This is a genomic window from Stenotrophomonas maltophilia group sp. P373, assembly GCF_053295075.1.
In genome coordinates this window covers 2,198,282-2,221,787 of the sequence record NZ_CM129994.1, presented here as the reverse complement: position 1 = coordinate 2,221,787, position 23,506 = coordinate 2,198,282, and the positions used below count along the sequence as shown (strand labels likewise).

Here is a 23,506-nt window from a genome sequence, read left to right as displayed (position 1 = left end):
GATCTGCTACAGGTTCCAGTCAACCCGCATGCCCGCGATCAGTGCATTCGGCAGGTCCCGCTGGCGCGCAGGTTCGTTGAACGGGTCCGGATGCACGATGTAGTGCAGGTTCGGTGCAATCCTGAGCTGCGGGGTGAGCTGGATGCCATAGCTCAGCTCCATCATCACCTGGCTTCCGTGCGGGGTGCCGCTGCCGCCGGCGGCAGCGCGGGCCAGGCGGAGGTTCTCCAGCGCGATGCCGCTGTACTTCTGCCGGGTGACGACGAAGCCGATGCTGTCCTGCGGCCGGCGGGCGAACGTGCCTTTCTGCACAAGCCCGGCCTGCAGGAAGTGATCCTCGATCAGCTGTCCGGAGGTACCCTTGAGCGCGGCGCCGAAAAGGGTCAGGCCGCGACCATTGCCATCGCCGGTAAGCTGCTGCTCGAAGCGCGCGAACGCACCGGAGCGACCGTGGCGTGCGGCGTACTCCTGGCCACTGAGCAGCGCGGGAATGCCGTTGGCATCGCGCAGCGGATCGCGATAGGTCGAGTTGTCCTGCCAGCCACCGAGTTCGTAGCGGGCTTTCAGTCGTGCCGAAGCCGGGCTGCGCCAGCCGATCGTGTAGGGCACGATCCACCCGGTGGCCTGGTTCGTATTCCACTTCAGGCCATGCTGGCCATCCTCGGCCTGGCTGGGATCGACCTGGTAGGCACCGATGCGGACATAGACATCGGGCGTCACCCAGGCCGTGGCGTCGGCCATCCAGCTCGACACCGGCCACCAGGTGAAGTTGCTGGTGCGGAAAACGTAGGTCGGGTTGCCGCACGCCGAGTTGCCCTGGAAGTACTGGCACAGCTCCGACCCGAGGTGGTGGATGTTGGCGACGCTGCGGCCGGCCTCCAGCACCAGCCGGTCGTTGAACAGCTTCTGTTCCAGGGTCAGGTTGGCCAGGCGGGTCCCCTGGCCGCCGTAGATTTCCTGCACCGAGGTGCTGTTGCCGGTGCTGCTGTTGGCGAGGTTGGTGCCGTGGCGATTGATGCCATAGGCCTTGATCGTGGCCCCCCGCCAGCCGAACGCAGCGTCGAGGTCAACATCGGCGCCGAACATCAGCTGGCCGGCGTAAGCGGTGCCGCTGCGCTTGCCACCATCGAGCGTGGCGGCCGCCTCGCCGGTGTAAGCCAGTTTGGGAGTGAGGACATCACTCGCGTTGGCAGCTACGGTCAGTGAGGGCAGGGTCAGCAGGATCGCTACCGGCACCAGGCGGCAGGAAGCGCAGGTCATGGGCGGGGTTCCTTTTACAGGGTGGGGGCCGTGACCGGCTTCTTGAGGATGCGCAGTGCAATCGCGGTGACCGCCACGCCGGCCAACAGCGCCAGCAGGTAGACACCAAGATGGGTGACCGCGTTCGGGATCGGCAGCACGAACACACCGCCGTGCGGCACCTTCAACTCGACGCCTGCGGCCATCGAGATCGCACCGGCCACGGCCGAGCCGAGGATCAGCGCAGGAATGGTGCGCAGCGGATCGCGTGCCGCGTAGGGAATAGCCCCCTCGGTCACGAAGCTCAGGCCGAGCACGCCGGCGGCACCGGCAGTGCCGCGCTCCTCGGCAGTGAAGCGGTTGCTGAACAACCACGTCGCCAGCGCGATGCCCAGCGGTGGCGTCATGCCGCCGATCATGGTCGCCGCCATCGGCGTGTAGACCTGGCTGGAAATCAGGGCGGTGGAGAAGGCGTAGGACGCCTTGTTGACCGGTCCACCCATGTCAACGGCCATCATGCCGCCCAGCAGCAAACCGAGCAGGATCGCGCTGCTGCCCTCCATGCCGCGCAGCCAGTCGGTCAGCCAGGCCAGCAGTGCGGCCACCGGCGTGCCGATCACGTACATCATCAGCAGGCCGACCAGCAGCGTGCCCAGCACCGGCAGGATCAGCACCGGCTTGAGGCCTTCCAGGCTGCGCGGCAGGCGCAGCGCACGGTTGATCCAGTGCACGCCATAGCCGGCGATGAAGCCCGCCAGGATGCCGCCGATGAAACCTGCGTCCATGTTGACCGCAACCAGCCCGCCGATCATGCCGGGCGCGATGCCGGGGCGGTCGGCGATGGAGTAGGCGATGTAGCCGGCAAGCGCCGGCACCATCAGCATGAAACCGGACTTGGCGCCGATCTGGAACAGCGACCAGGCCAGCGTTCCCTTGTGGGCATCGTCGAAGGCATAGATGCCGCCGAGCGCGAACGCCAGGGCGATCAACAGGCCGCCGGCTGTCACGAAAGGCAGCATGAACGACACCCCGGTCATCAGGTGCTTGTAAGGGCCGGTGCTCTTGTTCTTTTCTGCGGTACGGCCCGAAGCCGCTGTCCCCGCGTGCACGCCGACCTCGGCCAGCGCCTTGCGGATCAGGTTCTGGCCGTCATTGATCGCCGGCTTGGTACCACTCTTGAACAGGCGCTTGCCAGCGAAACGCGCCAGATCGACTTCGCGGTCGGCGGCGATCAGCACCACATCGGCAGCGGCGATTTCCGCATCGCTCAACGCATCCTGCGCGCCGACCGAGCCCTGTGTTTCCACCCGGATCGCATGGCCCAGCGCTTTGGCAGCCTGTTGCAGGCCTTCTGCCGCCATGAAGGTGTGAGCGATGCCGGTGGGGCAGGAGGTGACGGCAACGATGCGCTTGCCAGCCCCGGTGGCGGGGACACTGGCCGGCGCGGCTGCGAGCGGTGCAAGCGCGGCGACCGGATCGTCCAATACCTCGCCCAGGCTGGCATGCACGATCCGGGCATTGCCGAAGCGTGCGATGTCTGCCTCGCCATCGCCCACCAGCAGCAGTTGGGTCGCGGAGGCGGCGTCCGAGGCGGGCAGCGCGCCGGTCACGCCCTGGTCGCTGCGGATTTCGATCATCAGCTCAAGCCCGCGCTGGCGGGCCGCGCGACGCAGAGCCTCGGCGGCAAGTACCGCCTCGATGCTGCGTTCGCCAGCGGCGATGACTACGGTGGAAGCGTGCATGGGAACTCCTGGAATGCTTCGGGTTCGTCCTTGCCGGAGGCATCGCGGGTGGCCCGAAGCCAACCGCTGCTCCTCCGGCAGGTGTTTCAATCCAACCGCTCGATCAGTACATCGCCGGCCCCGGCGCGCACCTGCGCCGGATCGAGCCGCCGCGCGTCTCCGCTATCCAGCCGGCTCATCGAGAACGCCGTGGCCAGTCGTGCACAGGCGGCCAGGTCGAGGGAGCGCTCCAACAGCGCGGCGGCGATGCCGGCGACCATGGCATCACCGGCGCCCACCGTGCTGCCCTGGGCCAGACGCGGCGGTCGCGCGACCAGGGCGCCGGCGCGATCAATGAACAGCGCGCCGTCGGTCCCCATGGAGATGGCAACGAGTGCGACACCGCGTTCGACCAAGGCCTGGCCTGCAGCGCGCAGTGCGCTGCGATCCGGCAGCGACGTGCCGGTCCAGGCCTCCAGTTCGTGGCGGTTGGGCTTGATGGCGTAGGGCAGCGCGCCCCGCGCGCCGTCCAGCGCAGCTGCAAGCGCATCGCCGCTGGTGTCCAGCAGCACGCGCGCACCGGCCGTTCCGGCCTGCCCCTGCAACCGCGCCCATGCATCGGCCGGTAGTCCGTGCGGCAGGCTGCCGGACAGCACGACCGGCAGGCCGGGCGCGAGCAGGGCGCCGAGCTGGCGCGACACCGCGTCCAGATCGGCAGCGTCCACGGCCAGGCCTGGCAGGTTGATGTCCGTCGTTTCGCCGTTGGCCTCTTCGACCAGCTTGATGTTGGTGCGGGTATGGCCCGGAACGCGCAGGCAGCCGTCAATGATGCCCCGCTCACGGAACAGCGTGCGGAACACGCCGTCGTTGCCGTCGCCCAGCACGCCCAGCGCGGTGATCGGCACGCCCCAGTCGGCCAGGCAGGCCGCCACGTTGATGCCCTTGCCGCCTGCGTCGTCGCGGGAGCTGCCGGCGCGATGCACGCGGCCTGGCTGCAGGCGGGCCAGGCGCACGGTCTGGTCGATGGCCGGGTTCAGGGTCACGGTGACGGCGCGGGCGGTCATGCGCGCGCTCCATCGAGGCCGCGCACCTGCTCGGCGGTTTCGCACCCCAGTGCGGTGCTCGCCAGCGCTTGCAGTTCGGTCATCGCGGTGCCACGCAGGCGCGCCTTCACCGCCGGGATGTCGTTCGGAGTCATCGACAGTTCGTCCACGCCCAGGCCAGCCAGCAACATGGCGCCGAAGGGATCGCCGGCCAGGCCGCCACAGACGCCGACCCAGCGCCCATGCAGCCGTGCGCCTTCAACCGTGGCGCGGACCGCGCGCAGCACCGCCGGATGCAGGCTGTCGGCCTCGGCGGCGAGTTCCGGGTTCTGGCGGTCGATCGCCAGCACGTACTGGGTCAGATCATTGGTGCCGATCGAGAAGAAGTCGGCATGGCGCGCCAGTACGTCGCTCTGAGCGGCGGCAGCCGGCACTTCGATCATGATGCCGATCGGCACCACCGGCGCCTCCAGCTCGGCACGCAGGCGCTCACAGATGGCGCGCAGTGCGACCAGCTCGGTCACCGACGTGATCATCGGGAACATGATGGACAGGCGTGCACCGTCCTTGGCGGCGCGATACAGCGCACGCAGTTGCGGCTCCAGCAGGTCAGGGCGGCGCAGCAGCAGGCGCGCGCCGCGCACGCCGAGGAACGGGTTCTCCTCGCGTGGCAGTTCCAGGTGCGCCACCTGCTTGTCGCCGCCGATGTCGAGCGCGCGCACGATCAGCGGGCGGCCGTTGAGTGCCTTGGCCATCGCCAGGTAGGTGGTGTACTGCTCCTCCTCGCTGGGCGTACTGCCACGTTCGAGGAACAGGAACTCGGTGCGCATCAGGCCGACGCCTTCCGCACCCTGTTCCAGTGCCAGTGGCACCTGGTCGGGCAGGTTGACGTTGGCGCCGATGTCGATGCGGTGGCCGTCGAGGGTCTGGGCGGGTTGCGCGCGTTGCGCGGCTTCGCGCTCGCGGATCTGCTGCTGTTCGGCGATCCATTCGCGTGCCGAGGCGAGATCGGCTTCGGAGGGGGACAGGTAGAGCCGTCCGCTGCTGCCGTCCAGGATCGCTTCGCGGCCTGGCTGGATCGCCAACAGCCCGGCGCCGCCGGCCACCAGCGCCGGCAGGCCCAGCGTGCGCGAGAGGATGGCGGTGTGCGAGGTCGGCCCGCCCTGCGCGGTGGCCAGGCCGAGCACGCGACCGGTGTCGAGATTGGCGGTATCCGAAGGCGACAGATCTGTGGCGATCAGGATGCACGGTTGCGACGGCAGATCCGCAAGGCCACCACCTTCAGCAGAAGGGTCAAGCTGCGCCAGCACGCGTCGGCCGACATCACGCAGGTCCGCCGCGCGCCCGGCCAGCACCGGATTGCCCAGCGCCGCCAGCCCGGAGGCGATCTGCTCGATGGCCTGGTGCCATGACCACGCCACACCATGGCCTTCGACCATCAGCTGGCAGGTGCGGGTGATCAGGTCGGTGTCGTCGAGCAGCGCGGCCTGCGCCTTGAAGATCGCCGCATCCGAAGCGCCAAGGCGGCGCTGGGTGTCGTCCTGCAGGGCGGCCAGCTGCTGGCGGGTGCGGCCGAGTGCATCCTGCAGGCGTGCGCCGCCCTCGCCAAGCGGGGCAGGACGGTCGGTGACTTCCGCCTGCGTGCTGGCCAGCACATGCACCGGGCCGATCGCCAATCCGGGGCTGGCGCCGATGCCAATGATCGTCGCCTGCGCTTCGGGCGGTTTCCACCCGGCGACAGGGGCTGCTGCCTTGCGCTGGGCTGCACGCTCGGCATCAGCCCTTTCCTGTGCGACCAATCCATCCATGACCTTGCGCAGCGCAGCCAGCAGCGCGGGGGCATCGGCGCCCTCGGCAGAAACACGCACGGCATCGCCCTCACGCAACCCGAGCTGAAGCAGCGCTACCAGACTCTTGGCATCGGCCGCCTGATCGCCCACGCGGACCTGCGCGCGGGCTGCGAAGCCGCGCGCCGTCTCGGCCCAGCGCGTGGCAGGACGGGCGTGCAGTCCGTTGGGGTAGGCGATGGTCCATTCGAAGCGCTCGGCCAGATCCACCGCTGGCGCGTGGGTGGCGGCAATCGCAACATCGCCGGCCAGCGCGTTCACGATCTCGCCCGCCTCGGTGGTGGTGAACAGCCGCTGCAGCGTGGACTCGTCCTGGATCAGCCGGGTCAAGCGGCGCAGCACCGTGATGTGGGTATCCGACTGGGCAGCGATGCCGACCACCAGACGGGTGATCTGTCCCGGGTTCCATTCCACGCCTTGCGGCAACTGCAGCACGGCGATGCCATCGCGGTGCACCAGATGGCGGTCCTCGCCAAGCCCGTGCGGGATTGCTACGCCGTGTCCAAGGAAGGTGTTCGCCAGCGTTTCGCGCCGCCCCATGCTGGCTTCGTAACCCGGCGCCACGCAGCCGGACGCGACCAGCATCTGGGCGACCTGCGCAATGGCATCGGTCTTGTCCTGCGCCCGCGCATCCAGGCGGATCAGTTCCCGGCTGGCCGGGGAAGGGGAGGTCTGGGGCGACAAAGGGGGCTCCGCGGAAGGGGTGGCTGAGATGTATTGGGAACGTTCCCACTCGCCATTTCAATGTGCAGTGCACAAAAATCCAATAGTCCTTTGGCGTTAACATGGTCCTGGACGGCCGTCCGGCCCAGAAAAGCGCTCGATTCCGGGAACGATACCAGTGAGCATCAGCATCAATGACGTCGCACGCGTGGCGGGGGTATCCAAGTCCACGGTGTCTCGGGTGCTCGGCGGCGGCCCGGTCAGCGAGGCGGTGCGCGGCCGGGTGGAGGCGGCGATCCGCCAGACCGGATATCACCCCAACCTGCAGGCAAGACGCCTGCGCGCCCGGCATACCGGCATCATCGGCCTGATCGTGGCCGATATCCGCAACCCGTTCTTTACCGCGCTGATCCGCGCCGTGGAGGAAGTCGCGTACCGGGAAGGCCTTCGCGTCACCCTCTGCAACACCGATGAGGACCCCGAGCGCGAGGCGCTGTATCTGCAGTTGATGCATGAGGAACGCATCAGTGGGCTGATTTTTGCGCCCACCCGGACCACGGTGGGGCGGCTGGACCGGCTCACGCTGGATTACCCGACGGTACTGGTCGATCGTGCCGCACCCGGTGGCTCGATCGACAGCGTGGTCCTCGACAACGCAGCGGCGATGGCGGGCCTGGTCGAACACCTGGCCGAGCGCGGCTATTGCCGCATCGGTGGCCTGTTCGGCAGCACCAGTACCACCGCGGCCGAACGCCGCGACGGCTATATCGCTGCAATGCGCAGGCACGGGCTGGAACCGGACTACCGCGAGGTAGAGCCCACGGCCGAGGCCGCCATCGCAACGGTCGAGCAGTGGTTGACCAGTCCTTCGCGTCCCGATGCGCTGGTCGCCAGCAACAGCCTGCTGCTCATGGGCGCATTGAAAGCGGCCCGCAGCGCTGGGCTTGCGATTCCAGGAGAGCTGGCGCTGGCAGGCTTCGACAACGAGCGATGGACCGAGCTGGTCGAACCGGGTATTACCGTGGTCGAGCAGCCGGTTGAAGAGATGGGGCGAGCTGCGATGGCGTTGTTGCTGGAGCGCCTGCGCATGCCGGAGCTGCCGGTACGCAGACTGGTGATGACGGGAAGATGCGTGGTGAGAGGGTCAACGGCTGCGCGATAGTCCGGCGCCGCGTCTGCGGCAGTAGCAGTCGCAGTCCATGAGGCTGGCACTGGGGTGTTGGCGGGGCGCGCGTTGTCTGCTAAAAGCCATCTGGACACGCAGACCGGATGGGTCATCGCCTTGTCAGAGCCTTATTCAGCGCTGTTGCGCCTGCAGTTGCGCCACGAAGATCTCTCCAGATGGCTGGCGGCGCCCCTGCCTTCGCCATCCCGATGGTCCGACTGGCGATGCATCGCCGGGCCGTGGCGCTTGGGCAACGGTGAATGCCTGGCGTCTTCAAGCGACGAGGCGTTGGATGAACTGCTCATAGCCTGCCAGGCCCTGCTGGCCCGCTACCCCGACAATCGCGCCGCATTGAAGGCCTTCCTTGCATCCGCGCAGGCCGAGAATATCCAGGTTGCCGCCTATGACCGCACTGGTACGCACTTTGTTGCGGGATCGCTGACGTATTCGGAAAGCCTCTACGATCTCATCGCGTTTCTGGCTGTGGCACGGGGCGCGGCCGATTTCCTGAAGGCGGGCGACCACGGGGTGGCACTGGTCCACGACTATCTCTGGGCAGAGGAAGGTGAGCGCGAGACCGTTGCCGCGATTGCCCTGGCCGGCCAGGGGGAATCCGGATTCCTTTCTTCCACGGACCTGGATACCGCTGCCGCGCCCTTCGACGCCTTGGTGGATGCCATGCTGGAAGCTGAGGACGACCCGGCGTTTGAACCACGCAATCAGCTTGATCAACTCTGACCGGCACCGCGTGGAATCCAGAAAAACGACAGCCAGGACCCCGATATGAAAGGACATCACGCCCGCCGCGCGCACCGCCGCATGCGTTGGCTCCTGACACTGTGCCTCGGCGCCCTGGTGGGACCCGCCGTGGCAGGCACAACGCAACCGGAACGCACTTGGCTTGTCAGTGGGGCCGAGCTCATCACGCTGCTGCAGGGCAAAGGCGCTGACGGGTTCTGCGATGGCGAACACTGCCGGGGGCTGTCCAGCGCCCGGGCCAGCAGCTATATCCTGGGTGTCGCCGATGCCAGCCGCGGTCAGTGGTGTGGGCAGGGCCGGATCCTTCCGCATGAACTGGTCGATCAGGTGTCTTCCCATCTCCGGCAGCTGCCCCGCGTGCGATTGCAACAGGATGCGTCTCCCCTGGTTGTCGAAGGGCTGCGCGCGGCGTTTCCCTGTGGTCGCGGCACATCGCCTGGTGGCAGTGCCGAGCCCGGCAAGGCACGCTGAGACGCGTGGGCTGGGCGTTGGCAACGCGGGCTGCAGCCTGCGTAATGAACACATCGGTGTTCTGCACGCTGGCGACACGATGCATTCACGACCGCCGACACCCGCGCCCGCGACACTGCATGCTCCTTTCTCCGCATGAGGTGCCCCATGGCTACCTGTGATGTCTGCGGCAATGACTACGACAAGAGCTTCACCCTCCAGCAGGGTGGACGCAGCGGCACCTTCGATTCGTTCGAGTGCGCCATCCACGCGTTCGCACCGCGCTGCGCACATTGCGACTGCACGATCATCGGCCATGGCGTTGAAGGAAGCGGTCAGATCTTCTGCTGCGCACATTGCGCCGGTCACGCCGGTGTAAAGGGAATCGCAGACCGGGCCTGAGCCCGCTCCGGCCGGTCATGCCGGGACTAGCGAGGCGAGCCGCGCGACCCGGGCCGCGCCCGATTCGGCCAGCAGCGCCATTGCACGCTGTTTCCGGGCCGGCATTCCCGCCACGGCCTCCCGAGCCACCACCACGTCGAATTCCCTGGCGTTGGCGTCCAGCGCAGTAGCCAGGACACACGAATCGGCCGTCATCCCAGCGAGCCAGAGGCTGCGCACGCCGAGCTTGGCCAGCAGAATCGGCAACGGGCTGGCCAGAAACGCCGAATGCTTGGGCTTGAGCACGAAGTAGTGGTCGGGCAGGGGAGAGAGGAGACCGGCAATTCGCCCGGCCGGTCCTCCGTCCCGCTGGCACTGTGCTACCTGCTGACGGAAGTCACGCTTCCAGTCGGAAAAATTGTCATTGGCGTAGATGACCGGCCATCCGTGGTCATCGAAGTGGTCTCTCAAGCGCCGGATCTGTCTGGCCGCCCGCTCCGCAGCCGGTGCCAGCGCCTGCGCACCCGGGAAGTCGAAGCGACTGAACATATCGATGATCAGCAAGGCGGTTGACGGAGCATTTCCCATGGCTCAATCACCTGTCTGCGCGTGCGGAGCGTCGACCGGCTTGGATTGCGGTGAGTCCTTCTGCCGCAGGAAGATCGTGAGCACGACCAGGGACAGCACGGCAAGGAATTCGCTCTGCCAGTTCTGCATCGATTCGAACCAGAACGTGCTGCTGCCCAGATGCTCCAGGAAACCCGGCACCGGCAATCCCTGCAACTGTTGCTCGACCTGCTCGGCGCGCCAGCTACCCAATGCATGCAATGTAAAACTGAGCAGGAACAACAGCCCGAAGGCGATCGCAAGCGAGTGAGCGTAGAGCACCTTCCATGCGCCGCCGCGACGAACCGGCCACGGCGCAGGTCCCGGCTCCACGCGGTTCTGCTCCTGCGCGGGGTCCAGCGGCCGGGATTCGGCTGAGCCACGCTGGCGCAGACTGACGGTCAGAAGAACGTACATCCCCATCTGCAGGAACTCGCTCTCCCAGTTTTCGAATGTAGCGCTCACGAAATGCCCGGTCGCCAGGTAGTGCCACAGGTCGACCGGCGCGCGTCCGTGCTGGGTCAACTCCTGATTGTGCACGTGATGTCCCGCAACTGCCTGCCCGGCAATGAAGACGACAGTGAGTGCAAGCAGTACCAGCGAGAGACCGTTGCGTTTCCACATGCAACACCTCGTTCAGGCCGACCAGAAATCGTGCATGCAGCTTGCGCCGGCAGCGCACCATGACGCGTGAATCCGGCGCATCCAGGATGTGAGGCGGCCTCAACGCTTGCCCGTCGGATCTGGGTCGGGACGTTCGTAGTCCTCAGGTACGGCCTTGGGGCCATCGCCGTCGTCCGGCATGTCGTGCTCTTTCCACTTCGCTCGATCATTGCGTCGCTTGTCCGGCGTGTGCGCTTTCGATTGATCGTCCACGTCTGTTGTTGGATTGAAAGGCTGCTTGTCGTTCATGGTGGGCTCCTGTGGTGGGTGTTCGCAGCGTGGCCCGGGAGGGGTTAACGCCCCGACGCCGCGAAATGAACGCTGCGCACACCTGGATGTCACCGGGGCGGGAGGACGTGCCTGCGATGCTGTCGTTCCGATCTTCTGGAGAAGCACGATGCAGGCATTGACCTATCACGGCCGCAAGGATGTGCGAGTCGAGACCGTGCCGGACCCGGTACTGGCGGCTGAGGACGATCTGATCCTGAGGGTTACCGCCACCGCCATCTGTGGTTCGGACCTGCACCTGTACAGGGGCAAGATTCCCGATCTGCATGACGGCGATGTGCTGGGCCACGAATTCATGGGCGTGGTGGAAGAGGTCGGCAGCGGCGTAACGCAGGTGAGGCCGGGTGATCGCGTGGTGATCCCCTTCGTGATCGCCTGTGGCGAGTGCTTTCACTGCCGGCTGGCCGAGTATGCTGCCTGCGAGACCACCAACACGGGCAAGGGCGCTGCGCTGAACCAGAAGGGCCTTCTGCCTCCGGCGGCGTTGTTCGGGTACAGCCATCTGTATGGCGGCGTGGCAGGCGGACAGGCCGAATTCGTGCGCGTGCCCAAGGCGAATGTGGGCCCACTGCGCATTCCGGAAGGCGTGGCCGACGAACAGGTTCTGTTCCTGTCGGACATTCTGCCCACCGGCTATCAGGCCGCGCTGAACGCTGGGGTCAAGCCGGGCTCGACAGTAGCCATCTTCGGTGCCGGTCCGGTGGGACTGATGAGCGCGGCCTGCTGCCGGCTGCTGGGTGCGGAGACCATCTTCATGGTCGACCATCTTCGCTACCGCCTGGACTACGCGCGCCGTGCCTATGGTGTGATGCCGATCGACTTCAAGGAGATCGAGGACCCAGCCGACTACATACTGACCCAGACCAGTGGGCGCGGCGTGGATGCCTGCATCGAGGCCGTCGGTTTCGAGGCCGAGGGCAGTGCCCTGGAGTCAGCGCTGACCGCCGTGAAACTGGAAGGCAGCAGTGGCGTGGCCATCCGTCAGTGCATCGCTGCCGCCCGCCGCGGCGGCGTGGTCAGCATTCCCGGTGTCTATGCCGGTTTCATCCACGGGTTCCTGCTGGGCGATGCGTTCGACAAGGGCCTGACATTCAAGATGGGGCAGACTCACGTGCAGGGACTGATGCCGGAACTGCTGGACGCAATCCTGGAAGGAAAGCTGGATCCGGGGGACATCATCTCGCACCGGATGCGCCTGGCCGACGCAGCGCAAGGTTATGCGATGTTCGACGCCAAGGACGACGACTGCCGCAAGATCGTATTGACTCCCTGAGCAGGCCGTCATGAGTTGGATTGTCATGGCCTGTGTCTACGTAGTCTGGCTGGCCGCCGGTGCGCTGGACTTCCACTTTCACCGGCGCACCGACCTGCCGCACACGTCCGCGATGCGCGAGAGCCTGCTGCATGGGCTGCAGCTGCTGCTCATCGGCAGCGGCATGCTGGCGTGGCTCGTGCTGGAAAGCACGTGGTTGCTCGTCACGCTGCTGGCAGTCCTGGTCATCGCGCATGCAATCGCCGGCTACCTCGACACCGTCAGCGCGGACGGGCGGCGACGCATCAGCCCGGCCGAGCAGCACGTGCACAGTGTGCTCGACGCCGCTCCCTGGGTGCTGCTGGGCGGGGTGGCGTGGCAGGCCGAACCTCGATGGGCAGTCAATGTGGCACCGGCAGCACCGGCGCTGTGGGGGTTCGTACTGCTGCCGGCGCTTGGCCTGGTGGTGTTGCCATGGCTATGGGAGCTGCGCCAGTGCGTGCGTGCCAGCGAACAGCGCCAGCGGTGAGCGCGTGAGGAACACTGCGCCGGGTATTCATGTGGCCGCCACACCGCCAAGACAGTGATGTGACCGCAGGGCGCCTACGTTCATCACCTATCTTCATTGCAGACCGGCCATGCAGGATGTGACGTCGCCTTCTTCGCTGTTCAACCGCGCGCGCCAGGTTCTCGCCCAGCAGCCCGCGCTCCCTTTGCCCGGAAGTGGCCACACGCTGCAGCGTTGGCGGGCGCTGGCGGCGTGGGGGGCAGAGGACCTCTGCCTGGCCAAGGTACTGGAAGCGCATTACGACGCCCTGGCGATCATTGCCGAGCTGAACGCGCCTAGGGTTGCTGAGGGGCAGCTGCTGGCGGTGTGGGCCGCAGAAGGCCCAGCCAACACCCTGCGCATCGACGCCGGCGGGGGACTGTATGGTGACAAGCCCTGGTGTTCAGGCAGCGCGTGGGTGGATGCGGCACTGGTAACCGTGCGGAACACACACGGCGTGTGGCTGTGCCATGTGCCGGCGGAGCATTGGTGCACGCTTTCGGGTGAGCCCTGGCCGGCGGCTGGCATGGCCGGCATTCCGTCCACGACGGTGCGCTTCGACGGCGCACCGATGACGATTCTGGGACCGCGCGACGCCTACCTGCAACGGCCGGGCTTCTGGCATGGCGGAGCCGGTATCGCGGCGGTCTGGTTTGGCGCAGCGGTGGCACTGGCTGAACGCATGCGGCCGGCCTGCAGCGACGGCAACCGCGCACGGCTGCTGGGTGCAGCGGACCTTGTGCTGGGGCCGGCTGCGGCGCTGCTTCGCGAAGTGGCCGCACGCATCGACGACGCGCCCCAATTGGCGCATCGGGAAGACGTAGTGCGGCTGCGCTGCGTGGTCGAACGGGCGGCGACGCGCGTCCTGGACCTTGCAGGCCGGGCGCTCGGTCCGGCGCCGATGTGCCTGGAAGACGGTCACGCCCGCCGCTGGGCGGACCTGACGGTGTTCCTCAGGCAGTGCCATGCCGATCGCGATTGGCAGTGGCTGGGTGAGCAGCGGGCAGCCGAGGAGACCGCATGGGCGCTGTAGCCAGCACACCCCTGCAAGGACAGGGAACTCAGGAACAGGCCTGGCTGCGCTGCGATTGGCTCTGGCAGCAACCGTCCACGTCCGCCCGTTCACTGTGCGCCGACCATGACCGCCTTGTGGTCGTTGCGCCGCATCCCGACGACGAGATTCTTGGCTGTGGTGGGCTGCTCCATCATGCCGCGGCACAGGGCATGCAGGTTGGCGTCATTGCCGTGACCGATGGTGAAGCGTGTTATCCGGGTGAACCGTGGTGGACACCGGAGCGCCTGCGGTCGGCGCGTCGGGCAGAGCTTGCAGCCGCATTGGCGGAACTTGGGATTGCGGCCGACGCGACGTTTCATCTCGGCATCGGCGATGGCGCGGTCAGCAAGCACGAACAGGGCCTGCAGGACTGGCTGCAGCAGCACCTGCAGCCGGGCGATCTGGTACTGGCGCCCTGGCGCTTCGATGGGCATCCCGATCACGAAGCGGCAGGGCGTGCAGCCTGCCGCGCCGCGCGCGCAGTGGGTTGCCGTCGCCTGGAGTACCCGGTATGGGGCTGGCACTGGCTGGATCCGGCCTGCGCGCATATGGCGTGGGAGTTCCCGCAGCTTGTCGACATTTCCGCAGTGGCGTCGGTGAAACGAAGTGCGATCGCCCGGTTCCGGACGCAGACGGGCAACGTGTCGGGCCTGAACAGCCCGCCGGTGCTGCCTTCCCATGTACTGGCCCGATTTTTCCGCGATTACGAGGTATTTCTGGCATGAGCGCGCAACCGTACTTTGATGAACTGCATGAGCAGGAAGACCCTTTTGGCTACCGCAGTCGGTGGTATGAAGAACGCAAGCGTGCGTTGCTGCTGGCCAGCCTGAGCCAGCGCCAGTTCAATCGTGGCTGGGAGCTGGGATGCTCCAACGGCGTGCTGACCGAGGCCCTGGCGGCCCGCTGTGAGCGCCTGCTGGCCACCGATATCAGCCCGCGCGCAGCGTTCCGGGCCCGCCGCAACCTGGCCCACCTGCCGCACGTGCAGGTCCACTGCGCCAGCCACCCCGAGCAATGGCCGCCGGGGCGCTTCGACCTGATCGTCTGCGGTGAGATGGGCTACTACCTGGGGACGAGCGCCCTTCGCGAGCTGCGGGCCGGAATCGATCAAGCACTTCGTGACGACGGATTGCTGGTCGCCTGCCATTGGTTGCCCTCGTTCCCCGGGCGGGTGAGCCGGACCGAAGTCGTGCATCGCTGCCTTGCCGACGGCCTGCACGAAGCCTTCCACTATCGCGATGCGGACTTCGTGCTGCAGGGTTGGACGCGCGGCACGCTGTCACTGGCCCGCAACGAGGGGCTGCGGTGATAGGCGTTCTGGTCCCCGCGCACAACGAGGCAGCCAGCATGGCGCGCTGCCTGCAATCGATCCGAAGGGCGGCCCTGCACCCGGGCCTGGGCGGCGAAGCGGTCGAAGTGGTAGTTGCACTGGACGCTTGCTCGGATGCGACGGCGTCCATCTGCCACCAACAGCGCGTCGGCATTGTGCGGCTGGATGCACGCTGCGTGGGGATTGCCCGCGCAGCGGCCGCCGTCGAGCTGCTGGGTCGCGGCGCCAGGTGGTTGGCCAGCACCGACGCTGATAGCGAGGTCCCTGGCGACTGGTTGGTTGGACAACTGGAGCAGCCGTGTGACGCCTTCTGCGGACTGGTGGACATTGCGGCGCGCTGCCCGTCCGAACATCGCCTGCGCAGGGTATTCCAGGGGCGGCAGCAGTGGGGGGAAGGTCACGGGCGCATCCATGGTGCCAACCTGGGTGTCTCTGCCCATTTCTATCGTGCGGTCGGCGGTTTTCCTGCCTTGCGCTGCGGGGAAGACGTCCAGATGGTGAGGGCGCTGCAGGCCTGCGGCGCGGATGTACGCTGGGCCGGTGCTCCCGTCGTCTTCACCAGTGCGCGTCTGGAAGGGCGCGCCGCAGGGGGATTTTCAGCCTATCTGGCGGAAATGGGGGCGGCGGGTGCCCCTGCCGTGCTGACCGGGCCGGCCATTGCGTAAACACCGGCCATTTCGCCGCACCGCAGCAGACGGTCGCGCCGTCAGGCGCCTCCGATTCAGGCCGAATCCCATGAAACCCGGGCACATCGGCCGATATGTGACGCGCTCCCTGTACGCGTTTACGGCGCGTGAACGCTGCCGACCTTAGATTGATCGGCTGGGAGAGCAGGAGCGGCCGATGCCGAACAGCGCGATTGTCTACGCCAGCCGGGCTGCCCCCGGGTTCACGCCGGAACGCCTGGCTGCACTGATGGAAGATGCGGCCCGCTTCAATCGATCAGCGGGCGTGACCGGGGTCCTGTTGTTCGACGGGCAGCGCTTCCTGCAATACATGGAAGGCCCCGCGGACGGGCTGGATGTTGCCTTCTCCCGCGTAAGCGGCGCCCGCAGCCATACCGAACTGACCGAACTCGGGCGTGGCCGTGTCGGGCAGCGGCGGTTGCCGTTCTGGCCGATGCGCTGCCTGTCGGTCAGCGCGGGCGAGCTGCAGAGGATCGCCCTAGCTGACTGGAGCCGTTTCATCCAGCGGGCGGTAACGAGCCAGGACGAAGCCGAAGCGATGGAGAAGCTGCTTGCAGTCGTTGAGCCCTACGCGAACGCCGCCTGAAGTGCGGGACGGGTGCTAGCATGTTGTGCAGCTGATCACACGCCGCACAGTGTCCTGCAACTGATCGATGTGGAATGGCTTGGCCACGAAGGCGGCGCGGCGGTGGCGCTGTGGCACCAGCTGGTCATAGACCGCAGAGACGAACAGAAAGGGGATGCCAAGTTCCGCCAGGCGATCAGCGACTGGAAATACCACGCCGTCTCGAAGCTCGACGTCCAGCACGGCGCCGTCGAACCGCTGGGTATCCAGCAGTCCCAGCGCGTCGAACACGCTGTAGGCGTGTGTCACCTGGTCGCCAGCGTCCTCAAGTGCATGTTCCATCAGTGCTGCCAGGTCGAGCTGGTCTTCCACCAGCAGCAGGTTGCATCTGCGCTGGCTCAATCCGGATTGCATGTGTGCAGCCTGTGTTGCTTCGGGAACGCCAGTCTGTGCTGTGTAGCATCAATACGGTGCGTGCGGCTTGTCAGCCCGGCGCGAAGCCCGTGAAGCGCGCTTCCGGCACCGTCGAGGCAGCGTGCAGGGCCGGATGGAGCTCGTTGACGGCGCCTTGGCACGTGGCATGGATACTGCCGCCGTCCCCCGCACTGGAGCTTCTCTCATGCCGCTATCCGGAACCGATTCTGCTTCTCCACGCGTGCTGCGTGTCGAGTGCATGCCGCTGGACTGCGGTGGCACTGCCATCGTAGTGGAACTGGACCGCATGCCTGAACGCACGTGGATGAAGTCGCTCAAGCGGGCGCTGCAGGCTGACGATCTCCTGGAGGGCGCGCACGCCAAGTTCGATGGGCGCTTCGTGTATGTCGTGGGCGTGGAGGGCGGCGCTCATCGTATGCAACATCGTGTGGTACAGGCGCTGGTGGCAACGGACGCTCCGCGCGCGTCGGGTGGCAGCCTGCAAGGTCGAGCCGGCGGCGCGGCACTGTCCAGCCCGATGCCCTGATCGCGGAGCGGGGCCATCCCGAAGTCCGTAGATGCTATCGCTGCATCAGGGCTGCGTGCAGCGCACACCTTGGGCGGTTCACACCTCCCGACGAGGCGGTCCCCTGCTGAGGTGGCTGCGTACCGGGCGCGCCGGACATTGCGGTGGTCTGCGGCTTGTGCCCGATCAGCGCGTCATGCCCAAGCGGCGTGGACGCGCCGCAACTCGACGCAGCCTCCACACCGGACTCACCGCGCGTACGACCGGCATCGCTAAGGTAAAGCGGTCCGCAACCATCGGTGGTGCCATGCCTCTTCGTGCGATTGCCTACGTGAGTGAAGCCTCCCGCAAGCTGACCGCAGCGCGGCTGCAGCAGCTTGTGGCCGAAGCGGTGCAGTTCAACGAATCCGTCGATGTCACCGGCACGCTGCTGTTCGATGGCTCGCGCTTCCTGCAGTATCTGGAGGGCCCGGAGGCCGGGATCAATGCGGCGTACACACGCATTCTCGCGGCCTGCAGCCACAGTGGGATCGTCGAGCTGAACCGGGGCAGGGTGGGGCGCCGACAGTTTCCGCACTGGCGGATGCGCAGCGTGCGGGTGGACGAACTGGCGCTGGGAAAGATCGCCATCTCCGACTGGACCGGCTTCGTACGTAGCGCGTCGGCGCTCGACTCGGGAAGCAGTGCGCTGGATCGTCTGCTGTCGGTCTCGCCGTTGCAGACGGATGCAGGTGCGGGAGAGACCCTGGAACCGTACCGGCAGTCGGTACGATGAAGGCCGCGGCCGCCCCGCGTGCATCCGCCCCACTGCGTGTTGGCTGTGCGGGCTGGTCGCTGCCGCGGGCGGTTCACGAAGCGTTCGGCGCGGGCGACAGCGCACTGCAGCGCTATGCCACACGCCTGCCGATGGTGGAGATCAACTCGTCCTTCTATCGACCGCACCAGCCCAGCACCTACGCGCGATGGGCGGTGAGCGTTCCGGAGGGCTTCCGGTTCGCGGTGAAACTGCCGCGGGAGATCAGCCATGAGCGTCGGCTGCGCGATGCGATGCAGCCGTTCGAACAGTTCCTGGATGGCGTGCTGGAGCTGGGTGGAAAGCTGGGGCCGCTACTGCTGCAGTTGCCGCCAAGCCTGGTGTACGACGCGGCCACGACCAGGGAATTCCTGCGGGACCTGCGTTCACGCACCCAGGCCGATGTGGCGTGCGAGCCGCGCCACCTGAGCTGGTTCACGCCGGAAGTGGATGCACTTCTGAGTGCGCATGGCGTGGCACGGGTCGCCGCAGATCCGGCACGTGTGCCAGCGGCAGCGATCCCCGGCGGTGACGGCACCTGGAGCTACTGGCGCTGGCACGGCCAACCGCAGATCTATCGCAGTGCGTACAGTGAACAGGCCCTGGCCGGGCTCGCGGAACGGCTGCGGCGCGAATCCGACGCGCAACGACCCGCCTGGTTCGTACTGGACAATACCGCACTGAGTCACGCCACCGGCAACGCCCTGCGCCTGCAGGCACTTCTGCAGGAGAATGCACATGCCTGAAGGCCCTTCGATCGTGCTGCTGCGCGAAGCAGCGAGCCACTTCAAGGGGCACGTGGTCCGCGCCGTGTCCGGTAACAGCCGCATCGACCTGTCACCGCTGCAGGGCCGCAGGGTCAAGGCGGTCCGCAGTTGGGGCAAGCACCTCCTGCTGGAATTCAGCCGCCACACGCTGCGCATCCACCTGATGATGTTCGGCAGCTGGCGCATTGACGAACGGAAGCCGACCCCGGCGCGGGTATCGCTGGTGTTCGACAACGGTGAGCTGAACTTCTATGCGTGTTCCGTGCGCTTGATTGACCAACCTCTGGACGACATCTACGACTGGCGGGCGGACGTGATGAATGATGCCTGGGATCCAAAGCTGGCCCGGCGCAAGCTGAAGGCCCTGCCGGATGTCATGGTCTGTGATGCGCTTCTGGACCAGACCGTCTTCGCCGGCGTGGGCAACATCATCAAGAACGAGGTGCTGTTCCGGATAGGCGTGCATCCGGCCACCCGGCTGGGCGACCTGCCACCACGCAGGCTTACCGCCATGATCGAGCAGGCCCGCGCCTACAGCTTTGATTTCCTGGAGTGGAACCGCCGTTTCGAACTGAAGAAGCATTGGCAGGTGCACACGAAAAAGGTCTGCCCTCTGTGCGGCGGCCCGATCAGCAAGCTCTACCTGGGGACCACACGGCGACGCACGTTCTTCTGCCCGAATGATCAGGTGCTGTACGGGCCCTGACGCGGCCATCCGTGGCCGCCGGGTTCCGGCGTGCGCCGGTCAGGCGGCCTGCGCGGCCTTGGCGTTGCCGCCGCCCTTGGCCAGCAGGGTCAGCTTCTCGTCGGTGGCCTTCTCTTCCTCCAGCGTCTCCAGCAGCAGCGGAAGGGCATCCTTGTAGCCCAGTTGCTTGGCCAGCGCGGCGATGGTGCCGTAGGACGCAATCTCGTAATGCTCGACCTTCTGCGCGCCGCCGATCAGGGCCGCATCCCGCACCGGCCCCTTGTCGATGCTGTCGATCACTTCCTTGCCTTCCTCCACCAAGCCTTCCATCGCCGCACACTTGATGCGCTTCAGGCGAATGCCAAGCACCTCCACCACCTGATCGATGCGTTCGATCTGGCCCTGCGTTTCTTCCAGGTGCGTTTCGAACGCTGCCGCCAGGTCCGGGTTCTCGGCCGCACGGGCCAGGCGCGGGAGGGCCTTGGTCAGCTGCTTCTCGGCACTGTAGATATCCGAGAGTTCGTGGATGAACAGGTCTTCCGCCGTCTTGATAGCCATACTGGGCTCCGCAGTGAGTGGAGTGCTCAGCGTAGGTCCTGCCCGGTTGCGATCGGGCAGGGGCCAGGTGAAGGCGGCATGTGAGCGCCCGCAGGATTACTGCGCACGGTCTTTACGAGAGTGCGCCAGAACCGTACGGCATGCAGCGGCCTCCTCATCCGTGTGACGGTCCGGCCCCATCAACGGTGGGGGAAAGTAATGTCAAACCTTCAGGCAACGCGCATTAACAATCAGCAGGGCGGGGGAGCCCGGCGTCGGCCGCGGCGGCGCCACGCCATCACCTGGCCCACCACCCCCGTCAACAGCAGCATCGCATTGGTCACCACGAAGACCACGCTGCCCAGCATCGCGCTGTACACCGTGAACAGCGCAGATGCGGTCATCTGGCCTGCGAACAGCCACCTGGATACGGCTTCCGGGTTGGACGACTGCCACTGCTTCACCATCTGCCGGATCAAGGTTGTCATCAGTACCGCCGTGGCGGCCCAGCCAAGTACGTCGGGGTGCATGAGGGCCTCCGGTGTGTGGGCAGCCCCACGCTAGCCCTTGGCTGGGCAACGCCGTACGAACGAGAGGTGAAGACAGCATCCCGCCTCCGGCGCCCTCGCGCCATTCACTCCGGACCGGTGACAATGGCCGCTCGGGCGCACCATGCGCGATCCGCCCACCGAATGCAGGAATGCTGAAATGTCCAACACCCCCTTTGGCGAATCGTCATGTGCTGCCGCAGCCAGCGGCTGCATCGAGGTCCGCGGTGCGCGCGAGCACAACCTGAAGAATGTCGACGTCTCCATTCCACGCAATGCGCTGGTGGTGTTCTCCGGCGTGTCCGGGTCCGGCAAGTCCTCGCTGGCCTTCGGCACGGTCTTCGCCGAAGCGCAGCGCCGCTATTTCGAATCCGTCGCGCCGTACGCACGCCGCCTGATCGACCAGGCCGGCGTACCCGACGTGGATGCCATCGACGGGCTGCCGCCGGCTGTCGCCCTGCAGCAGCAGCGCGGTGCCAGCAATGCGCGCTCGTCGGTGGGCAGTGTGACGACGTTGTCCAGCCTGGTGCGCATGATGTACTCGCGGGCAGGGGCCTACCCGGCCCACCAGCCCATGCTGTACGCCGAAGACTTCTCGCCCAACACCCCACAGGGCGCCTGCAGCACCTGCCATGGCCTGGGGCATGTCTACGAAGTGACTGAAGCACTGATGGTGCCGGACCCTTCGCTGAGCATCCGCGAGCGCGCCATCGCCTCCTGGCCACCGGCATGGCATGGCCAGAACCTGCGCGACATTCTGGTCACGCTGGGCTACGACATCGATGTGCCGTGGAAGAAACTGCCGAAGAAGGACCGCGACTGGATCCTGTTCACCGAGGAAACGCCCACGGTGCCGGTCTATGCCGGCTTCACGCCGGCCGAGACCCGCGCCGCGCTCAAGCGCAAGCTGGAGCCCAGCTACATGGGTACGTACACCGGCGCACGCCGCTACGTGCTGCACACCTTTGCCAACACCCAGAGCGCGCTGATGCGCAAGCGTGTTTCCCGCTACATGGAAGGCCGGCTGTGCCCCGCTTGCCAGGGAAAGCGCCTGAAGCCGGAAGCGCTCTCGGTCACCTTCGCCGGCGTGGACATCGGCGAGTTCATGCGGCTGCCGCTGGACCAGCTGGCGGCGTTGCTCGAGCCCATCGCGCAGGGCGATTTCAGTGCACACAGCCACGGCGCGCGTACCAGCAGGCGTGCAACGCCCAGCGATCGCGCCAAGCGGGCAGCAAGTGGCCGCGCGACCCACGAAGGCGCCCCTGACGTGCGCCTGACCTCAGCCCTGTCAGAGGAAAAGCGCCTGGCGGCGCAACGGCTCGCGGGCGGGGTCATGGCGCGGGTACGGCAACTTCGCGAGCTCGGCCTGGGCTATCTCTCGCTGGACCGCGCCACGCCCACACTGTCGGCCGGCGAACTGCAGCGCCTGCGCCTGGCCACGCAGCTCAGCTCGCTGCTGTTCGGCGTGCTGTACGTGCTCGACGAACCGTCGGCCGGCCTGCATCCGGCCGACAGCCAGGCGCTGTACGACGCGCTGGAACGCCTGCGCGACGGCGGTAACTCGGTGTTCGTTGTTGAACATGATCTGGAGCTGATGCGCCGCGCGCAGTGGCTGGTGGATGTGGGCCCGCAGGCAGGGGAACATGGCGGACGCGTTCTCTACAGTGGCGAGCCCGACGGCCTGCGCAACGTTCAGGATTCGCGCACGGCGCAGTACCTGTTCGACCGGGTGCCCGCGCCGGCCAGCCGGCAGCGCAGTGCCAACAGCTGGCTGGCGCTGAAAGGCATCCACCGCCACAACCTGCACGGTGTGGATGCGCAGGTGCCGTTGGGGTTGCTGACTGCAGTGACCGGCATTTCCGGATCGGGCAAATCCAGCCTGATGGCGCAGGCGCTGCCCGAGCTGATGCTGCTGCACCTCGGGCATGAGACGGCAGACGACGGCGCCGACAGCGCACCTGCCGAAGGACCCACCGTAATCGAAGCAACGCGGGGCCAGCTGGCCGGCGACGTGGACGCCATCCAGCGCGTGGTGCAGGTGGACCAGAAGCCCATCGGCCGCACGCCACGCTCCAACCTGGCTACCTACACGGGCCTGTTCGACCACGTGCGCAAGCTGTTCGCCGCGACACCCGACGCGCGCCGTCGCCGATTCGATGCGGGCCGCTTTTCGTTCAACGTAGCCAAGGGGCGATGCGAGACCTGCGAAGGCGAGGGTTTCGTCAGCGTCGAACTGCTGTTCATGCCCAGCGTCTATGCGCCGTGCCCCACCTGTCATGGCGCCCGCTACAACGAGGCCACGCTGAAGGTGCAGTGGAACGGCCGCAACATTGCCGAGGTCCTGCAGATGACGGTGGACCAGGCCCATGCGTTCTTCGCCGAAGAAGAGGCCATCGCCCGCCCGCTGCAGTTGCTGCAGGAGATCGGCCTGGGCTACCTGCGGCTGGGCCAGCCGGCCACGGAGCTTTCAGGGGGTGAGGCGCAACGCATCAAGCTGGCCACAGAGCTGCAGCGCAGCCAGCGCGGGCGCACGCTGTACGTGCTGGACGAACCCACCACCGGCCTGCATGCATCAGACGCGGACAGGCTGCTGGTGCAGCTTCAGCGGCTGGTGGACGCAGGCAACACGGTGGTGATGATCGAGCACGACATGCGTTCTGTCGCACAGGCCGACTGGGTGATCGACGTCGGTCCGGGCGCTGGCAGCGCAGGCGGCACCATCGTGGCGAAGGGCACGCCGCAACAGGTGGCCCGCGCCAAGGGCAGCAGGACGGCGCCGTTCCTGGCATCCGAGCTGGGGCAGGGTGTGCGCGAGCGGAATCGTCCGGCAGGAGGCGCCTAGCCGCAGGACAGCAGCGTCCAGCAACGATCGGCAATCTCTGCCGCGCCAGGGTGGCCGCGTAGGCTTGATCGTTTCGCAAGGCGGCACTGCAGATCGTCCATCCAGGCTGACCGGGTACCGTGCGGATATCTCACA

General features: G+C 66.8%; 26 protein-coding genes. 16 read left to right on the top strand and 10 right to left on the bottom strand.

The features are described from left to right. Positions 1-6: 6 nt before the first annotated feature. The 4 genes from ACSYHF_RS10350 to ptsP form a co-directional block, all read right to left on the bottom strand. Positions 7-1,260: a carbohydrate porin gene (locus ACSYHF_RS10350; protein WP_329845287.1), complete on the bottom strand. Its 1,254-nt coding sequence runs from the start codon at positions 1,258-1,260 to the stop codon at positions 7-9. A 14-nt stretch (positions 1,261-1,274) separates the two neighbouring features. Then, positions 1,275-2,981, bottom strand: coding sequence for a PTS fructose transporter subunit IIC (locus ACSYHF_RS10345; RefSeq protein ID WP_065186397.1), 1,707 nt, complete (start codon positions 2,979-2,981; stop codon positions 1,275-1,277). An 86-nt stretch (positions 2,982-3,067) separates the two neighbouring features. After that, the gene (locus ACSYHF_RS10340; RefSeq protein ID WP_447576416.1) at positions 3,068-4,024 is read right to left on the bottom strand and encodes a 1-phosphofructokinase family hexose kinase; all 957 of its coding nucleotides are present in this window, start codon (positions 4,022-4,024) and stop codon (positions 3,068-3,070) included. After that, a complete protein-coding gene (ptsP, locus tag ACSYHF_RS10335) occupies positions 4,021-6,534 on the bottom strand; it encodes a phosphoenolpyruvate--protein phosphotransferase (protein ID WP_447576415.1) in 2,514 nt (837 codons plus the stop codon). Before ptsP ends, ACSYHF_RS10340 begins: the two co-directional genes overlap by 4 nt. 157 nt (positions 6,535-6,691) lie before the next feature. On the opposite strand from ptsP, the gene ACSYHF_RS10330 reads away from it, so the two are divergent. The 4 genes from ACSYHF_RS10330 to ACSYHF_RS10315 all read left to right on the top strand — a co-directional run bounded on the left by ACSYHF_RS10330 (position 6,692) and on the right by ACSYHF_RS10315 (position 9,289). Next, on the top strand, positions 6,692-7,675 hold the full coding sequence (locus ACSYHF_RS10330; RefSeq protein ID WP_447576414.1) for a LacI family DNA-binding transcriptional regulator: 984 nt from the start codon (positions 6,692-6,694) through the stop codon (positions 7,673-7,675). Between the two features lie 72 nt (positions 7,676-7,747). Next, a complete protein-coding gene (locus tag ACSYHF_RS10325; RefSeq protein ID WP_447576413.1) occupies positions 7,748-8,416 on the top strand; it encodes a hypothetical protein in 669 nt (222 codons plus the stop codon). A 45-nt stretch (positions 8,417-8,461) separates the two neighbouring features. Next, entirely contained in the window at positions 8,462-8,908 is a 447-nt protein-coding gene (locus ACSYHF_RS10320; protein WP_447576412.1) for a Rap1a/Tai family immunity protein, read from the top strand. Positions 8,909-9,055: 147 nt separating this feature from the next. After that, entirely contained in the window at positions 9,056-9,289 is a 234-nt protein-coding gene (locus tag ACSYHF_RS10315) for a hypothetical protein (protein ID WP_329845285.1), read from the top strand. Positions 9,290-9,304: 15 nt separating this feature from the next. Here the strand turns inward: ACSYHF_RS10315 and ACSYHF_RS10310 are convergent, their stop codons facing one another. From ACSYHF_RS10310 to ACSYHF_RS10300, 3 genes are all read right to left on the bottom strand, one after another. Continuing rightward, the gene (locus tag ACSYHF_RS10310; RefSeq protein ID WP_329845284.1) at positions 9,305-9,856 is read right to left on the bottom strand and encodes a cysteine hydrolase family protein; all 552 of its coding nucleotides are present in this window, start codon (positions 9,854-9,856) and stop codon (positions 9,305-9,307) included. A 3-nt stretch (positions 9,857-9,859) separates the two neighbouring features. Further along, complete coding sequence (locus tag ACSYHF_RS10305; RefSeq protein ID WP_447576411.1) at positions 9,860-10,498, bottom strand: DUF6766 family protein; 639 nt, start codon at positions 10,496-10,498, stop codon at positions 9,860-9,862. A 99-nt stretch (positions 10,499-10,597) separates the two neighbouring features. Continuing rightward, complete coding sequence (locus ACSYHF_RS10300; RefSeq protein WP_447576410.1) at positions 10,598-10,786, bottom strand: hypothetical protein; 189 nt, start codon at positions 10,784-10,786, stop codon at positions 10,598-10,600. A 148-nt stretch (positions 10,787-10,934) separates the two neighbouring features. Here ACSYHF_RS10300 and ACSYHF_RS10295 point away from each other — a divergent pair, with 148 nt between their 5' ends. The 7 genes from ACSYHF_RS10295 (at position 10,935) to ACSYHF_RS10265 (ending at position 16,280) form a co-directional block, all read left to right on the top strand. Continuing rightward, positions 10,935-12,098 (top strand): zinc-dependent alcohol dehydrogenase, encoded by a 1,164-nt coding sequence (locus ACSYHF_RS10295; RefSeq protein ID WP_069138505.1) that lies wholly within the window; start codon positions 10,935-10,937, stop codon positions 12,096-12,098. Positions 12,099-12,108: 10 nt separating this feature from the next. Continuing rightward, positions 12,109-12,606: a hypothetical protein gene (locus ACSYHF_RS10290; protein ID WP_262233099.1), complete on the top strand. Its 498-nt coding sequence runs from the start codon at positions 12,109-12,111 to the stop codon at positions 12,604-12,606. Between the two features lie 109 nt (positions 12,607-12,715). Further along, positions 12,716-13,657, top strand: a complete 942-nt coding sequence (locus tag ACSYHF_RS10285) for an acyl-CoA dehydrogenase (protein ID WP_447576409.1) — start codon at positions 12,716-12,718, stop codon at positions 13,655-13,657. Beyond that, a complete protein-coding gene (locus ACSYHF_RS10280) occupies positions 13,645-14,403 on the top strand; it encodes a PIG-L deacetylase family protein (protein WP_329845279.1) in 759 nt (252 codons plus the stop codon). Before ACSYHF_RS10285 ends, ACSYHF_RS10280 begins: the two co-directional genes overlap by 13 nt. Next, positions 14,400-14,987, top strand: a complete 588-nt coding sequence (locus ACSYHF_RS10275; protein ID WP_111128460.1) for a class I SAM-dependent DNA methyltransferase — start codon at positions 14,400-14,402, stop codon at positions 14,985-14,987. Before ACSYHF_RS10280 ends, ACSYHF_RS10275 begins: the two co-directional genes overlap by 4 nt. Further along, complete coding sequence (locus tag ACSYHF_RS10270; protein WP_005416574.1) at positions 14,984-15,673, top strand: glycosyltransferase; 690 nt, start codon at positions 14,984-14,986, stop codon at positions 15,671-15,673. The genes ACSYHF_RS10275 and ACSYHF_RS10270 overlap by 4 nt, the downstream gene beginning before the upstream one ends. A gap of 178 nt (positions 15,674-15,851) precedes the next feature. Then, positions 15,852-16,280 (top strand): BLUF domain-containing protein, encoded by a 429-nt coding sequence (locus tag ACSYHF_RS10265; RefSeq protein WP_005416573.1) that lies wholly within the window; start codon positions 15,852-15,854, stop codon positions 16,278-16,280. Positions 16,281-16,295: 15 nt separating this feature from the next. Here ACSYHF_RS10265 and ACSYHF_RS10260 read toward each other — a convergent pair whose 3' ends face one another. Continuing rightward, complete coding sequence (locus ACSYHF_RS10260; RefSeq protein ID WP_111201028.1) at positions 16,296-16,673, bottom strand: response regulator; 378 nt, start codon at positions 16,671-16,673, stop codon at positions 16,296-16,298. A 205-nt stretch (positions 16,674-16,878) separates the two neighbouring features. Between ACSYHF_RS10260 and ACSYHF_RS10255 the strand changes: the two genes are divergently transcribed. The 4 genes from ACSYHF_RS10255 (at position 16,879) to ACSYHF_RS10240 (ending at position 19,465) form a co-directional block, all read left to right on the top strand. Beyond that, the gene (locus ACSYHF_RS10255; RefSeq protein WP_080376901.1) at positions 16,879-17,220 is read left to right on the top strand and encodes a hypothetical protein; all 342 of its coding nucleotides are present in this window, start codon (positions 16,879-16,881) and stop codon (positions 17,218-17,220) included. 286 nt (positions 17,221-17,506) lie between these two features. Beyond that, positions 17,507-17,974 carry a BLUF domain-containing protein gene (locus ACSYHF_RS10250; protein WP_447576408.1) on the top strand — a complete coding sequence of 156 codons (468 nt, stop codon included), beginning with the start codon at positions 17,507-17,509 and terminating at the stop codon, positions 17,972-17,974. Beyond that, positions 17,971-18,738: a DUF72 domain-containing protein gene (locus ACSYHF_RS10245; protein ID WP_447576407.1), complete on the top strand. Its 768-nt coding sequence runs from the start codon at positions 17,971-17,973 to the stop codon at positions 18,736-18,738. Before ACSYHF_RS10250 ends, ACSYHF_RS10245 begins: the two co-directional genes overlap by 4 nt. Beyond that, positions 18,731-19,465, top strand: a complete 735-nt coding sequence (locus ACSYHF_RS10240; protein WP_447576406.1) for a DNA-formamidopyrimidine glycosylase family protein — start codon at positions 18,731-18,733, stop codon at positions 19,463-19,465. The genes ACSYHF_RS10245 and ACSYHF_RS10240 overlap by 8 nt, the downstream gene beginning before the upstream one ends. A gap of 39 nt (positions 19,466-19,504) precedes the next feature. Here ACSYHF_RS10240 and ACSYHF_RS10235 read toward each other — a convergent pair whose 3' ends face one another. Together ACSYHF_RS10235 and ACSYHF_RS10230 are read right to left on the bottom strand one after the other, a co-directional pair. Next, on the bottom strand, positions 19,505-20,002 hold the full coding sequence (locus ACSYHF_RS10235; RefSeq protein WP_005416567.1) for a YciE/YciF ferroxidase family protein: 498 nt from the start codon (positions 20,000-20,002) through the stop codon (positions 19,505-19,507). A 230-nt stretch (positions 20,003-20,232) separates the two neighbouring features. Continuing rightward, positions 20,233-20,511: a hypothetical protein gene (locus ACSYHF_RS10230; protein ID WP_134955598.1), complete on the bottom strand. Its 279-nt coding sequence runs from the start codon at positions 20,509-20,511 to the stop codon at positions 20,233-20,235. A 178-nt stretch (positions 20,512-20,689) separates the two neighbouring features. On the opposite strand from ACSYHF_RS10230, the gene ACSYHF_RS10225 reads away from it, so the two are divergent. Then, positions 20,690-23,371, top strand: a complete 2,682-nt coding sequence (locus ACSYHF_RS10225; protein ID WP_095377599.1) for an excinuclease ABC subunit UvrA — start codon at positions 20,690-20,692, stop codon at positions 23,369-23,371. The last annotated feature ends 135 nt before the right edge of the window (positions 23,372-23,506 follow it).